General features: G+C 62.2%; 16 protein-coding genes. 1 reads left to right on the top strand and 15 read right to left on the bottom strand.

Features of this window, described 5'->3' with window-relative positions:
- Positions 1-13 precede the first annotated feature (13 nt).
- Positions 14-1,465 carry a curlin gene (locus GQX66_RS08605; RefSeq protein ID WP_103387229.1) on the top strand — a complete coding sequence of 484 codons (1,452 nt, stop codon included), beginning with the start codon at positions 14-16 and terminating at the stop codon, positions 1,463-1,465.
- A gap of 176 nt (positions 1,466-1,641) precedes the next feature.
- On the opposite strand, the gene GQX66_RS08600 is transcribed toward GQX66_RS08605, so the two are convergent.
- From GQX66_RS08600 to GQX66_RS08530, 15 genes are all read right to left on the bottom strand, one after another.
- Positions 1,642-1,869, bottom strand: coding sequence for an antitoxin (locus tag GQX66_RS08600; RefSeq protein ID WP_102688527.1), 228 nt, complete (start codon positions 1,867-1,869; stop codon positions 1,642-1,644).
- A 72-nt stretch (positions 1,870-1,941) separates the two neighbouring features.
- Positions 1,942-2,322, bottom strand: a complete 381-nt coding sequence (locus GQX66_RS08595) for a DUF6124 family protein (RefSeq protein ID WP_085748462.1) — start codon at positions 2,320-2,322, stop codon at positions 1,942-1,944.
- A gap of 852 nt (positions 2,323-3,174) precedes the next feature.
- Complete coding sequence (locus tag GQX66_RS08590; protein WP_064378912.1) at positions 3,175-4,035, bottom strand: CsgG/HfaB family protein; 861 nt, start codon at positions 4,033-4,035, stop codon at positions 3,175-3,177.
- A 29-nt stretch (positions 4,036-4,064) separates the two neighbouring features.
- Complete coding sequence (locus tag GQX66_RS08585) at positions 4,065-4,496, bottom strand: curli assembly protein CsgF (protein WP_007956141.1); 432 nt, start codon at positions 4,494-4,496, stop codon at positions 4,065-4,067.
- Entirely contained in the window at positions 4,493-4,885 is a 393-nt protein-coding gene (gene csgE, locus GQX66_RS08580) for a curli production assembly/transport protein CsgE (RefSeq protein WP_039769043.1), read from the bottom strand. Before csgE ends, GQX66_RS08585 begins: the two co-directional genes overlap by 4 nt.
- Positions 4,882-5,421 carry a type II secretion system protein gene (locus GQX66_RS08575; protein ID WP_134020803.1) on the bottom strand — a complete coding sequence of 180 codons (540 nt, stop codon included), beginning with the start codon at positions 5,419-5,421 and terminating at the stop codon, positions 4,882-4,884. Before GQX66_RS08575 ends, csgE begins: the two co-directional genes overlap by 4 nt.
- The gene (locus GQX66_RS08570) at positions 5,396-5,770 is read right to left on the bottom strand and encodes a type II secretion system protein (RefSeq protein WP_007956137.1); all 375 of its coding nucleotides are present in this window, start codon (positions 5,768-5,770) and stop codon (positions 5,396-5,398) included. Before GQX66_RS08570 ends, GQX66_RS08575 begins: the two co-directional genes overlap by 26 nt.
- Before the next feature lie 5 nt (positions 5,771-5,775).
- Complete coding sequence (locus GQX66_RS08565) at positions 5,776-6,249, bottom strand: type II secretion system protein (RefSeq protein ID WP_039769040.1); 474 nt, start codon at positions 6,247-6,249, stop codon at positions 5,776-5,778.
- 2 nt (positions 6,250-6,251) lie between these two features.
- Positions 6,252-8,099 carry a secretin N-terminal domain-containing protein gene (locus GQX66_RS08560; protein ID WP_011333433.1) on the bottom strand — a complete coding sequence of 616 codons (1,848 nt, stop codon included), beginning with the start codon at positions 8,097-8,099 and terminating at the stop codon, positions 6,252-6,254.
- On the bottom strand, positions 8,096-8,614 hold the full coding sequence (locus tag GQX66_RS08555) for a hypothetical protein (RefSeq protein WP_102718817.1): 519 nt from the start codon (positions 8,612-8,614) through the stop codon (positions 8,096-8,098). The genes GQX66_RS08560 and GQX66_RS08555 overlap by 4 nt, the downstream gene beginning before the upstream one ends.
- Complete coding sequence (locus GQX66_RS08550; RefSeq protein WP_011333432.1) at positions 8,614-9,162, bottom strand: GspMb/PilO family protein; 549 nt, start codon at positions 9,160-9,162, stop codon at positions 8,614-8,616. The genes GQX66_RS08555 and GQX66_RS08550 overlap by 1 nt, the downstream gene beginning before the upstream one ends.
- Positions 9,149-9,694: a PilN domain-containing protein gene (locus tag GQX66_RS08545; protein WP_085613429.1), complete on the bottom strand. Its 546-nt coding sequence runs from the start codon at positions 9,692-9,694 to the stop codon at positions 9,149-9,151. Before GQX66_RS08545 ends, GQX66_RS08550 begins: the two co-directional genes overlap by 14 nt.
- Before the next feature lies 1 nt (position 9,695).
- Positions 9,696-10,499 carry a hypothetical protein gene (locus GQX66_RS08540; protein ID WP_085607712.1) on the bottom strand — a complete coding sequence of 268 codons (804 nt, stop codon included), beginning with the start codon at positions 10,497-10,499 and terminating at the stop codon, positions 9,696-9,698.
- A complete protein-coding gene (locus GQX66_RS08535; RefSeq protein ID WP_240868081.1) occupies positions 10,480-12,201 on the bottom strand; it encodes a GspE/PulE family protein in 1,722 nt (573 codons plus the stop codon). The genes GQX66_RS08540 and GQX66_RS08535 overlap by 20 nt, the downstream gene beginning before the upstream one ends.
- Positions 12,202-12,284: 83 nt before the next feature.
- Positions 12,285-12,818 (bottom strand): response regulator, encoded by a 534-nt coding sequence (locus GQX66_RS08530; protein ID WP_085748467.1) that lies wholly within the window; start codon positions 12,816-12,818, stop codon positions 12,285-12,287.
- Positions 12,819-12,867: the final 49 nt, after the last annotated feature.

Below are 12,867 nucleotides of genomic sequence, written 5' to 3'. Positions count from 1 at the left end.
CGGAGAGTTCATCATGTTCAAACTGACGCCCCTCACCGCCGCCATCCTGGTCATGATCAGTGCCCAGGCCATGGCCGACGACAGCCTTTCCACCCAGAGCCAGTTCGGTACGGCCAACATCGCTGATGTGAAGCAGACCCAGGCGCCGTTCAGCACCGCGACCCAGACCCAACTGGGCCAGGGCAACAACGCCGCCGCCGTGCAGGACACCGCCACCAGCGTCATCACCCAGGACGCGGTCGGCGATTACAACGCCGGTTACGCCGAGCAGCTTTTCGAAGACAACAGCACCATCACCCAACAACAGACCGGTGCCTTCAACACCGCCCACGCCAGCCAGTCTCTCGGCTTCGGCGCCGGCAACCAGGCCCTGCAACAACAGCAAGGCACCGGCAACTTCTCGTTCGTCTACCAGGACTCGCAGAACGGCAGCGAAGGCAAGACCTTCCAGTTCGGCGACAGCAACGAAGCCAACATCGAGCAACTGTACGAAGGCACCGGCAACAGCTCGGTGATCACCCAGTACGGCACCGCCAACTACGGCACCGCCGAACAGGTCCTGCACAACGGCGGCCAGATCGGCATCAACCAGGCCGGCGAAGGCAACTACGCCTACGGCGACCAGCGCAACGGCACCGGCGGCAACATCACCATCAACCAGTTCGGCAACCTCAACGGCACCGAAATCTGGCAGGACTCGCAACTGGCCAGCCAGGCCACCGTCAACCAGTACGGCGACAGCAACGAAACCGTGGTCGACCAAAGCTTCGGCGAAAACAACACCGCCGCCGTCACCCAGGTCGGCAACACCAACGCCATCTATGCCGACCAGTTCGAATCGGTCAACTCGACCCTGGCCCTGTATCAAGTCGGCAACGGCAACGTGCATTTCACCTACCAGAACGGCGACAGCCACACCCTCAACGCTACCTCGGTGGGCAACGACAACAAGGTCTACGCCAGTAACTGGAAAGGCCCGCAACATGGCGGCCAGTTCGGCAGCAACCAGCGCGCCACGGTCAATCAGACCGGCAACGGCAACATCGCCAGCTTCACCCAGGACGGCATCGGCCAGATCATGACCACCAATCAGACCGGCACTGGCAACAAGACGACGGTCAGCCAGGCGGATTCCTACAACGAGCTGTACTTCGACCAGAACGGCAGCGACAACATCCTCATCGCCGACCAACGCGGCACCACCAACCTGGTTCAAGGCTCGTCGAACGGCTCGGGCAACAGCGCCGAATTCGATCAATCCGGCACCGGCAACCAGGCCTACACCGCGCAGCTGTATGGCAGCGACAACATGATCACCGTGAAACAGGCTGACACCATGAACGTGGCGTATGTAACCCAGGGCGGCACCGGGAACATTGCCAATGTGGATCAGAGCGGGATGACGCAGACCGCGACGATTCAGCAGTTCGGGTCGGCTAACCAGGCGACGGTTTTGCAGCAGTAAGTGTTGGGTGTTGGAAAACCGCGATCTTGAGGTCGCGGTTTTTTTTGCGCTGATGATTGGGTATTGATCGTTCCCACGCTCTGCGTGGGAATGCCTCAAGGGACGCTCCGCGTTCCAACTCGCGAATTTGACGCGGAGCGTCAGGGGCTGCATTCCCGCGCAGAGCGTGGGAACGATCAATTTGGTGCTGCGGTGCAGTCCTTGTTCGACGCCTCAAGTGTCTGGTACCTGCATTGAACCTCTTCCATCAATACCTGTATTTCAGCCATCACTTGCTCATGCGGAATACTTGGACGCGGGTCGTCGATTGACGCTTGGACTTCGGCACGGAACCACCGGTCGTAGCTGGCGGCCTGCTCTTCGCTTTCGAAGTCTGAAACGATGGTGGAGATCAGGGGATCCATGGTGACTCCAGTTTGAATGTGAAAAACGCGACCCGTTGCTGGGCCGCGTTTTTTTATTGGGCATGTGCTGGATCAGCCCTTCAGCTCGACGTGATCCAAGGCCTGATTTACGGCCAGTTCACCCAGCATGAGGATCTGGGCGATACCTAGGGCGGTCTTGCGGTGGGCGGGGTCGAGGGTGGCGGCGAAGTTGTTGAGCATTTCGCTGGCAGAGCCCAGGGATTCACTGGCGTTGGCGAGCAGGGATTCGGTGTTGTAGGCCGGGTTGGCGAGGTACATCGGGGCGGGTTCGTTGACGCTGCCCATGATGTGGGCGCCGGGGCAGAGGTAATGATCGAGGGCGCGTTCGGCGGCTTCGTGGAGTTTTTTCGAGTTGACGGAGGTGTATGGGGAGGTTGGGTCGGTTTCGGGGTTGGCTTGGGTTTCGGGTGGGTTGGGTGTTGGTTTGAACATGGTGAATCTCCGATCCTGAAATGAAGCTGGCCCATTCGGTTTCCGAACGAAGGGGTGGCAGCTGTACGCAGGCTGGAAACCCGGGGAACGGAGAACCCGGTTGACCCGAAGGTCTCCCGCGCACAGCCGCCATAACGGAGTGCACACTTTTCAAGGTGCGCAAGCATACGTTATGAAAAGCGCTTGTGCGCTCGGTTCTAGTCGGGGTTTCCAATCCCGATCGCTGAATTGGCAGCGACCGAAACAGGCTAGAGCCCGCGCTTCCGACGGACAACCTGAAAACCTTGTGGGAAGGATCGCTGAAACAGACACAACTTTTAAACATTCGAGAATGGAACGCGGAGCGTCCCGGGCTGCATTCCCACGCGGAGCGTGGGAACGATCAAAGCAAAAGCAATCCGCTTTCTGCTTTCTGCTTTCTGCTTTCTGCTTTCTGCTTTCTGCTTTCCGCTTTCCGCTTTCCGCTTTCCGCTTTCCGCTTTCCGCTTCTCACCACTCAACACAATGAGCGTTAGCTCGAGTACCGCTCTTGACCTGCCGGCCCCTTCGGAAGGCTGAGTGGAGGGATTCATCCGGGGGTGGGAGCGCAGCGACCGTGCGGCGAAGCCGCATGCATCGAGAGGAGGTGCAGCGAAGCAAACCGGAGGCGATGCCCCCGGATGAATCCCGGAGCGAAGGAACCCCGAGCCCCAGCGAGGGGCCGAACGCCGGGGCCCAGACCTTTTGGTTCCTTTTGGGGCGTTTGCCAAAAGGGACTCGCCGTAAGGGCGAAACCATAAGAAGCCGTTACCGCAGCAACGGATATGTACCCAAAACAACCAAAGAACCTGGTCGGCCCGAAGGCCGCCACGTTCACTCCGCATCCGGATCAATCTTGTTCTGAGTCAGGTACCGATTCAAAACATCATCCTGCGAAGGCGTAGAAGCATCCCCCGCCACCTGCCACAACCGCCGCTCAATCCCCTGCGCCACCATATGCCCCACCGCCGCCTCAATCGCCGACAACACACACAACTGCGCCGGCTCATTGGTCGTATACCCCACCTCAGCCTCAAGCAACTTCTTGAACTCGATAAACTTGAAAATCCCCGCACTGCGCGCCACCGAATAAATCGTCTTGCTGGTCATTACGTTCGCCAGCACCTGCCCGCTACGCACATCCACCGCACGCAAATTCACCGTCACCTGATCCACCCGATACTCGCGGGAAAGATCGATCCCCAGATACCGCGCCCCTTCCCCACCGCTGCGCACGTTGGTGTCATAAGCGATGATCCCGCCCTCGAGCATCATGTTCGCCGCCTGCAACGGCGGCAGCTCGCCCTGAATGTTCACCGGCGTATTCGGCTTCTTCTGCGAAGCGCGAATGATCTTGCGTTCAGTCAGCAGGTTCTGCAGCCCTTCCCGCTCAAGCACCACAAACCAGCCGCTGGCCTGCATCGCGTCCATCAACATCGACGCTGCGCCCTGGGTGACGCTGGTGGAAAAGGAACTGGCCGGGGTCGGTTTGTACTGCCCGGTCTGGTCACGGAAGCCGTACACCACCGCCATCAGCCGGCCCTTGGGTCGTGGCATTTTCAGCAAGTCGTAATAAGTGGAGGCCCTGGGGGTCAGGGTCGGGGTATCGGTGTCCTGCTCGGCCGGCATCGGCTCGCGCAGACTGCACCCTTGTAATGCTGCCAACATCAGCCCTAGCGCAATTATTTTTTTCATGTCCATCACTCCCCGGAACCGTCATCCCGTCATGGGTTGAGGCCGTTCACCTGAATTTCGGAAACTTCGCCGCTCGCTCGGTCGGTCACCTCGATCGTGAGAGCCCCCGAGTCATCAACGACGTTGACGATAAAAGCGTCGGTGGACAGGCTCCCCGTGTTGCCGGTGGAGATGTTGTCCAGCAGTTGCCCCAGCAACCGTGACTGCAATTGACTGGTGAAGCGTTCAAGTGCCGAAGTGCCGGCCACCGTCGAGCGTTTCTTGAGATCCGGATCGTCGTGGTCGTTTTGTGCCTGGGCGTTGTTGAGCAGCCAGGTGCCGTTGAGCGGGTTGCCGCCGAACGACGGGTTGACCGGCGTGTAGACCAGTTCGGTGGCCTGGACGGCAGCAGCGCTGGCAAGCCCGATCAACAACCCCGAGATCCAGAATCCGCTGCGCCGTGAGAACGTTGTCGTGTTCATAGTTCGTCCTTCTCAAGGTCGGTGGTGTCCTGCAACAAGGCTTCCAGCTTGCGCCGGACGACCTCCAGTCGAACCGAGTCGGCGGCCTCGTAGGCCTCGTCCTTCAGTTCCACGGTGTTCGGCGGCAGGAAGCGCCGATACACCAGGCGTTGTTGATACTCGACGGTCACAAGGCTCCCCCAGCGCGCGTCGGGGCGCTCGCGCACCACCAGGTTGAAATCCATGCGGCTGGTGTCGCGCAGGCGCTCGCTGAACGAGTAGTAAAAGTCGTGGCCGATGTGCGAGATCGTGTCGTCGACGATGAAGCCCATCATTTCGTCTTCTTCGCTGGCGCTGGCGAAAGACGCCACGGCCGCGAGGATCAACGCGCACCACACGTGGCGGCTCATGGCTGCGACGCCTGCGGCAGCGATGACTGGCCTTTGGCAGGGCCGTTTGTGCCATCAAGGAAGGCTTTCTCGGCCACGAACTGCCAGTCCGAATAACGCTGCATGCCTTCGAAATCCGACCACTGCGACGGGAAGTCCGCCTGCTTCAACGGCACCTCGGTGGAGGCACTGTTGATGCCGGTGATGCGTCCGTCGAAACCCCGTTGCAGTGCCCATTCGCCGCCGCCGATCGGGTCCGGATAGAGCTGACGCAAATGGTGGCGGGCTTCCGGAAAACGCTCGTCCTGCAGCAGGTCGACCAGTTCTTTCGGGTACTGCGCCAGGCCCGGCGAACTGCGGTAGTAGCTGCGCAGCGCCTGGGCGTACTGGGTGCCGACCCACAGCAGTTGCTTCTCGCGATCGCGGCGCGACACGGTCGACCACAACTCGCCGGCACTGGCCAGGCCCATGCCCATGATCACGATCAGGAACAGCACGCCCAGGTAGGTGAACCCACCCTGCTCCACGTGCTTACCACTCGGAATACTGGCTGCCATCACGCGCCCTCCCGGTAGCTCCGCTCTTGATATCGGCGACGCCGCCCGCCACACCGTCCGGCGGAGCGATCAGCACCCATTGGTCATTGCGTTCGGTGATCGGGTCCAGTGGCGCGTTGCGCAGGTAACGGGTTTCCACCAGTTGTTCGATGGAATCGGGATAGCGCCCGGTGTCGCCGTAATAGTGATCCAGCGCCTCGCGCATGGCCGACAGGCTCTGGTGCAACGTGGTCTCTTTCGAGGCCTCGAGGCTGTTGAAGTAGCGTGGCAAGGCGATGGTCATCAGGGTCGCGATAATCGCCATCACCACCATCAGCTCGAGCAAGGTAAACCCCTTTTCCCGGCGCATGAGAATCACCACTCGCGGTAAGCGATGCCGTTGAGGCCATGGCCCCGGGCGAGGGAGTAGACGTCGAACACGTCCTCGCCATCGCGCGGGTTCTGGGCCGAACTGTTGTAGGCCCGCAGGCCCCAACCGCCGTTGTCGTCACGTTTGGCCGGCACCAGCGGATCCCGCGGTATCCGGCGCAGAAAGTAGAACTTCGCACCCTTGGCACTGCGCACGTCGCGCACGCCTTCGACCAGCACTTTCAGGTTCGGCGGATAGCCGCTGCTGTTCAGGGATTTCTCGATGTAGCCGGCATCGAAGGCACGCTTGTAGGCGTCGATGCCATCGCGAATCTGATACAGCGCGGTGCGCAGTTCCTGCTCCTTGCCACGCCGTACCAGGGTCTCGGTCAGCGGCGCGGCCATGCCGGCCAGCAGGCCGATCAGGGCCAGCGTCACCACGACTTCGATCAAGGTAAAACCGCGTTGGGAGGCGTTCATGATCAAGGCTTCTCGACGGTTACACGGGTGGTGGCCACGGCCGCTTCACCGACTGCACGAGGCTGCGCGGCAGGCGCTGGCATCGAGTAGCTTTGCGAGCGATCCGGCGCCTGGATGTGCATGCTGGTTTCGGTGCCGGTCGGGAATTCCATGTCCGACGGGCTCTGGTACGGCAGGTTGCGCACGATCCGTGGGGTGATCGAGAGCACCAGTTCCGATTTGCCGATGGTGTCCTTGTTGCTGCCGAACAACCGACCCAGACCCGGAATGTCGCCGAGGCCCGGAATCTTGTTGCCGGTGGCGCCGTGGTCGTTGCGCATCAGGCCGGCGAGGATCTGGGTTTCGCCGTCATGCAGACGCAGCGAAGTCTGGGCGTTGCGGGTGTCGACCTGCACCGGAATCGTCCCTTGGCGAGTCGGCTCCAGCGGCGTGGCGTTACTCACTTCCAGAGCAATCTTGATTGCCACTTCGTTGTTCAGGTGCACGGTCGGTTGCACTTCGAGCTTCAGACCGACGTCGAGGTAGGTGACGCTTTCGGTGATCACCGGGCCTTGAGTCGAAGGCACCGAGGTGGCGCTGATGATCGGCACGCGCTGACCGATGTGGATGCGCGCCTGTTCGCGGTTGCTGACGCGGATCACCGGGCTGGCCAGGGTGTTGATGTCGTTGTCCTGCGCATTGATCTTGGCTTGCGGCGACGGCGAGATCGAAATCCGGCTGGAGTTGATGCCCTTCAGTTGATCGAGAATGGTCACCGCCGAACCGTCGCTGTTGACCACGCCGAAGGTGTTCGGCCATTGCAGACCCAAGTCGAGAATCCGCTGGGTGGCAACTTCCATCACTTCCACTTCCAGCACCACTTCGGGGTTGGACTGGTCTTGCGATTGCAGGAGTTTCTCGGCCATGCGCACGGCGTCTTCGGTGTCGCGCATGGTCAGGGTGTTCAGGCGTTCGTCGACGAACACGTCGCGGGTCTTGAGCATGGTCTTGATCATGTTCAGCGCGGTGTTGGCGTCGATGCTGGTCAGGTAGAAGGTGCGCATCACCAGTTCTTGGTAATCCTTCAGCTTCTGCGGCGAGTCCGGAAAGATCAGCAAGGTGTTTTCGTTCACCACTTTCTGGTGCAGTTGGTTCTGTTGCAACAGCAGTTGCACGGCGTCTTCGATGCGCACGTCACGCACGAAGATCGTGGCTTTCATGTCCGGACGCAGGTCCTTGTCGAAGATGAAATTCAGGCCGGCAACCTGCGACAGCACTTCGAAAATGGTCTTGAGGTTGGCGTCGCGAAATTCCAGGGTCACCGGGCGATCGAGCCGGGTGCGCAGTTGCGGGTACTGGATCACGTTGCGGCTCTGCACCAGACGGATGTTGCCTTGCAGCTCCAGCGCGCCATCGTTTTTCGGGTCGAGTTCGAGGATCTGTTTGACCTGACGGTCGGCGCCGTAGATGTCGCCCCGGCGCAGGTCGCCACGGGCCAGTTCCAGCTTCTCGTCCATGCTGCGCAGGTAGTCGAGCTGGCGCAGGGCATCCTGGGCGCGGCGGTTGTTCGGCTCGATGGTCAGCACCCGGCTGTAGGCGGTGCGGGCCGAAGCGAAATCGCGACGGGCGCGGTCGGTGTCGCCGGAGGTCAGCAGCGCGGTGATCGCCTTGGCCCGGCCGCTGTTGAGCAGCAGGTGCAGCTCGGTGTCGCGCGGATTTTCCCGCAAGCCTTCCTCGATCCGGGCCAGGCCCGCCTCGTACTGCCCCTGATCGATCAGGTCGGCGGCTTCCTTGTTGGCGACCTGCGCGGAACTGCACGCGGCCAGCCCGGCACACAGGCCGAGGCTCATCAGCAAACGGGATCTGTTCATTGCGTACTCCCCACAGACAAGGTCTGCGACAAATGCAAAGGCAGGTAGACCAGGCTCAGTTCCACATCGGAAATCGCCGCAATCTTCCAGGTGTCGTCGATCACATCCCCGCTGCGCACGACGTAGATTTTCTCGCCGTCCTGCAAGAACACCTGCAGGTCGCTGCGGTCATGCAGCCTGCCGACGAACTGAAACGGCACCGGTGGCAGGCTCGGGGCTTGCACCACCGGGGTCGGGTTGATCGCTTGTTCGGTGACCGTCGCCAGGGTCGGCGCGGCCTTCCAGGATTTGCTCGCAAACAGGTCGCCGGCCGGGCTCAGGTCCTTGATCGGCGCCGCATTCGCCTTGGCGCTGCTGGCGGGCAAGGCGCCACGGGCGCTGGCTTTGACCGGGCTGGCCACGGCGACTTCGGTCGAATCCGCCTCGTCGCTCGGCGAGAAATATTCCGGCAACCAGGCCAGCGCCGCCGCCACGCCGAAGAACGCCACCCAGCCGGTTATGCGTTTGGTGTCCATCACGACCTCGACAGGTAGAGGGTCATACGGATCCGGCCGCTGAGGTCGGTGTCGGCAATCTTCTTGCGTTGAAACTCGACGTCTTCCACCACCACCGCCGGCAACTGGCCGAGCAAGGCGTGCAGGAAACGGCGCAGCTGCGGATAGCTGCCGCGCACCGGCAACAGGATCTGGTAGCGCGCCAGATGAGTCTTGGGATCGACGCCGAGGGCGTATTCGCCGCGCGCCAGGGTGATGTGTTCCTGCGCGGCCAGGGCGTAGATGCGGTCGATGGCGACAGTGGCTTGCGGCTGGGCCGGCAGCTTGTTGCGAAAATCATCCAGCTGACGTTGCGGCACCACGGGCGGCGCGATGCTGCCGTCCTCGACCTTGGCCAGGTACTCGGTGGCTTCCTGGGTTTGCTGGCTGAGCTGTTGCAGCGATTGCCAGCCAGGCAGCAAACCGCCGAGTGCCCAGGCCAGCGTGACCAGCAGCAGTGCCAGACCGGCCAGGCCCGGAACGCCGAGGCCTTGCAGGTATTCGTGAACGATCAGTCTAGGGATTCGCATCGCCTATCTCCCAGGTCGCCGACAGGTTGAATTGCACCGGTTGCTCCGGCGATTTGACGACGATTTCATGGCTCAGCAGCGACACGTCGGACAGCTCGTCACTGGCCTCCAGCCGTTTGTGGAAATCCAGCATCGCTTGCAGATCGCGGGCTTCGGCGCTGATCCGCACCTGGCCCTTGCGGGCATCCGGGGTCAGGGTCAGCAAGGCGATGTCGTCGCGCGGCATGGCTTCGAGCATGGCGAACAGGCGTTCCCAGGGCCGGCGCAGTTGCTGCGAGACCTTGCGCATTTCGGCGAGGTTCTGCGCCTGCTCGCGGGTTTCCGCCGGGCTCAGCGTTGTCTTGCTACCACTGTCGCCGGTGAGCTGGCGCTGGGTGTGCTGCAAGTGACCTTGCTGCTGTTCGGCCTGGTCGCCGAGGTGCTGCTGGAGGCCGAAGCACACCAGCGCGAGTAATACACCGCCGCCGAGCAGGCTCCAGCCCAACGGGCCGGAACGCGGACGTGGCTGGAAGTCGAGGTTCAAGGCGCGCATGTCAGGCCACCGCCCGGGACATGACGTACAAGGCGTCACGCACGGTCATCGAGTTGTCTTCGAGGGTGCGCAGGTGCACCCCCGCCACATCCGGTTGCGCATCGAGGCGCGCCGGGGCGTGCAGATAAACGTTGAAGGCGCGTTCGCTGGTGGAGGCTTGCAGTTGCCGTTCGCGACCGATCAACGCGCTGAGTGCCGCATCGCTGTCGCTGCCGCCCACCGAACGCACCGACGACCAGCGCCCTTCCCTTGCCAGCAGCAACACGCTGCGTTGCGGTTCGGCGACGATGAACAGGAAGTCACCGGCATCGAGGCTTTTGTCGAAGCGGTTGAACGCAGTCATCAGGTACGGCTGCACCGAACGCAGGCGCAGACCGCGCCCCGTAACCAGCGTGCGCAGGCGTTCCAGCAAATCCTGCGGCAAGGCACTGGCGATCCGGTCATGCCCGGCCGGCTCGGCCGACAGCACCAGGCTCCACGGTTGGGTCGGTGCGCCGAACAGGTCTTCGAAGCACAGTTGGGCGAAGCCGCGCAGTTCGTCAGGGCTGCTGATCTGCTCGCTCCACGGCACCAGGCAGAAACGGCTGAAGTGGCCGGAGATCACCACGCTCAGCTCGGCACCGGCACGGGTGTGTTCGCCGAGCAGACGGTCGAGGGTGTCCAGCGCCACCGCGTAGCTCTGAAAGCCTTCGTCGATGTAGCCGACGCTGCCCAGCCACAGGGTGTCGCTGCCCCGGCGCTGGCCGAGGCCGACACCGCTGGCGCCGAGCACGGCGATGAATTGATCACGCGATAAAAGTGACACGATTGATCTCCTCCAGCGTGGTCCGACCGTGCTCCACCAGCTCCAACGCCGATTCGCGCAACAGGCGCAAACCACGGGCGCAGGCCAGGGCTTTGATCTGGGTGATGGGTTGGCGCTCGACGATCATTTGCCGCAGCTCGTCGTCCAGGTGCAGCAGCTCGGCAATCGCCGTGCGGCCGCGATAGCCGCTGCCCCGGCAGTGGCCGCAGCCCTTGCCGTGGACGAAGTGGTAGTGATCGACTTTCTGTGGGTCGAGGCCCGAAGCGCGCAGCTCTTCATCGCTCGGGTTGACCGGCGTGCTGCAACTGCTGCACACCAGCCGGATCAGACGCTGGGCAAGAATCGCGTTGAGCGCCGAGACCAGGCTGTAGGGGTCGATTTCCATTTGGGTAAAACGACCGATCACGTCGAACACGTTGTTGGCGTGGATGGTGGTGAACACCAGGTGACCGGTGAGCGCCGATTGCACGGCGATCTGTGCGGTGTCCGGGTCGCGGATCTCGCCGACCATGATTTTGTCCGGGTCGTGGCGCAGGATCGAGCGCAGGCCACGGGCGAAGGTCAGGCCCTTTTTCTCGTTGACCGGGATTTGCAGCACGCCCGGCAGCTGATATTCCACCGGGTCTTCGATGGTGATGATCTTGTCCACGCCGTGGTTGATCTCGGTGATCATCGCGTACAGCGTGGTGGTCTTGCCGCTGCCGGTGGGGCCGGTCACCAGCACCATGCCGTAGGGTTCGGCAGCCAGGCGGCGCAGTTGGCGCAGGGTTTCGTCTTCAAAGCCCAGCGCTTGCAGTTGCACGCCGCAGACCTTGTCGGCCAGATCCTGTTTGTCCAGCACCCGCAGCACCGCGTCTTCGCCGAAGATGCTCGGCATGATCGACACCCGGAAGTCGATCTGCCGGCCGCTGATGCCGATCTTGAAGCGACCGTCCTGCGGTACGCGTTTTTCGCCGATGTCCAGCTCGGCCATGACCTTGACCCGCGAGATCACCTGCTCGGCGAACTCGCTGCCCTGGATCTTGCCGATGTTGTTCAGCACGCCGTCGATCCGGTACTTGATCACCAGGCCCTGGCCGGTGGTGCCGAGGTGGATATCGCTGGCGTGCATTTTCAGCGCGTCGTACAGGGTCGAGTTGACCAGTTTCACCACCACGCTCGAGTCTTCGCTGATGCTGGTCAGCGACAGGCTTTGCAGGGTGTCGGTCTCGCTGCCGGCGTCGGCCTGGGCGTTGAGCGATTCGACGGCGTGGAAGCTTTCTTCGTGGCGGGCCAGATAGGCCTTGAGGTCGTCGGCGTGCACCAGGTACAGCGGCGCGCCGTGCAGGCATTCGTCGATCCAGGCCAGGCGCGACGTGTCGAAGGGGTCGGCGAACACGCCGATGACTTCGTCGTTGTGGCGCAGCAGGATGAATTCACGTTTGAGGCATTGCGCGAGGGTGACCCGGTCGAACACCGGGCTCGCCAGAAACAGCGTGTCGGTGTCGAGCACCGGGTAATGCAGGGTGGCGCCGAGGCTGGCAATGAACGGCATCGGCGCCAGTTCACAGAGCACGGCCAGTGCATCGAGCACCCGTTCTCCGGAAGTGCTGGCCCGTGCCCGAGCCTGGGCCAGTTGCTCACTGGAAAAGCGTGGCGGGGTCTGTGCCTCCTGTGGAGGATTGACCGACAGCGGTTCGACGACAACGGACAGACGATCCATGGCTTGCTCTCCAACACCCGGGGCTTGAGGCCCTGACGGCGCGGGAGGCGAATTCGGCGAGTGCCGGAACGTCTATCGCGCCATTACTCCCCGGTGAGCATTTGATCGTCGTCCGGTGCCATGACCTCCGACCGGTTTCGTCGGCGGTCCGCCAGCACCCAACTGCCATCGTACAACTGCAACGGGAAGCTCTCGGTCCTGCTCTGGCGTCGTTCGACAAAGCCTTCGGATGGGCTCGCACCGGGTTTCGCTTCGCGCTGGATCCCCAGAAGGTCGCAGACAGCTCGGGCAAGTTCCGCCAAAGGAAACGGTTTGAACAGGATGTGACTGACCCCCAGTTGCCGCGCCCGCTCACAGACTTCAGCGGTCGGGTGACCCGTTATCAGCACGAAATGACACGTCCTGTTCTGGCGGACCGCGTCGAGCACCTCGAACCCTTCCATATCGGGCAAGCGGTAATCGAACACCAGCACGTCGGGGGCGAAAGTCTCGGCCTGGCCGATTCCCTCTGCGCCGTCATGTGCAATCCGGACTTCCAGCCCTTGCGCCGACAGATAATCCTGAAGGTTCTGTGCAAGCAGCTGTTCGTCTTCGACAACCAGTACTTTGTTAACCAAGGTGGACTCCCTGAAACCTCAAGTGCCGGCAATTGAAATTCAATGACCC

Source organism: Pseudomonas sp. B707, assembly GCF_022496685.1.
Lineage (GTDB): Bacteria > Pseudomonadota > Gammaproteobacteria > Pseudomonadales > Pseudomonadaceae > Aquipseudomonas > Aquipseudomonas paraglycinae.
The sequence above is the reverse complement of the archived record's forward strand: the minus strand, read 5'-3'. Positions and strand labels throughout refer to the sequence as shown.

What these genes read in the sequence shown, in the direction of transcription:
- GQX66_RS08605 (WP_103387229.1), top strand. Translation starts at nt 14, where the DNA reads ATGTTCAAACTGACGCCCCTCACCGCCGCCATCCTGGTCATGATCAGT.
- GQX66_RS08600 (WP_102688527.1), bottom strand. Translation starts at nt 1,869, where the DNA reads ATGGATCCCCTGATCTCCACCATCGTTTCAGACTTCGAAAGCGAAGAG.
- GQX66_RS08595 (WP_085748462.1), bottom strand. Translation starts at nt 2,322, where the DNA reads ATGTTCAAACCAACACCCAACCCACCCGAAACCCAAGCCAACCCCGAA.
- GQX66_RS08590 (WP_064378912.1), bottom strand. Translation starts at nt 4,035, where the DNA reads ATGAAAAAAATAATTGCGCTAGGGCTGATGTTGGCAGCATTACAAGGG.
- GQX66_RS08585 (WP_007956141.1), bottom strand. Translation starts at nt 4,496, where the DNA reads ATGAACACGACAACGTTCTCACGGCGCAGCGGATTCTGGATCTCGGGG.
- csgE (WP_039769043.1), bottom strand. Translation starts at nt 4,885, where the DNA reads ATGAGCCGCCACGTGTGGTGCGCGTTGATCCTCGCGGCCGTGGCGTCT.
- GQX66_RS08575 (WP_134020803.1), bottom strand. Translation starts at nt 5,421, where the DNA reads ATGGCAGCCAGTATTCCGAGTGGTAAGCACGTGGAGCAGGGTGGGTTC.
- GQX66_RS08570 (WP_007956137.1), bottom strand. Translation starts at nt 5,770, where the DNA reads ATGCGCCGGGAAAAGGGGTTTACCTTGCTCGAGCTGATGGTGGTGATG.
- GQX66_RS08565 (WP_039769040.1), bottom strand. Translation starts at nt 6,249, where the DNA reads ATGAACGCCTCCCAACGCGGTTTTACCTTGATCGAAGTCGTGGTGACG.
- GQX66_RS08560 (WP_011333433.1), bottom strand. Translation starts at nt 8,099, where the DNA reads ATGAACAGATCCCGTTTGCTGATGAGCCTCGGCCTGTGTGCCGGGCTG.
- GQX66_RS08555 (WP_102718817.1), bottom strand. Translation starts at nt 8,614, where the DNA reads ATGGACACCAAACGCATAACCGGCTGGGTGGCGTTCTTCGGCGTGGCG.
- GQX66_RS08550 (WP_011333432.1), bottom strand. Translation starts at nt 9,162, where the DNA reads ATGCGAATCCCTAGACTGATCGTTCACGAATACCTGCAAGGCCTCGGC.
- GQX66_RS08545 (WP_085613429.1), bottom strand. Translation starts at nt 9,694, where the DNA reads ATGCGCGCCTTGAACCTCGACTTCCAGCCACGTCCGCGTTCCGGCCCG.
- GQX66_RS08535 (WP_240868081.1), bottom strand. Translation starts at nt 12,201, where the DNA reads ATGGATCGTCTGTCCGTTGTCGTCGAACCGCTGTCGGTCAATCCTCCA.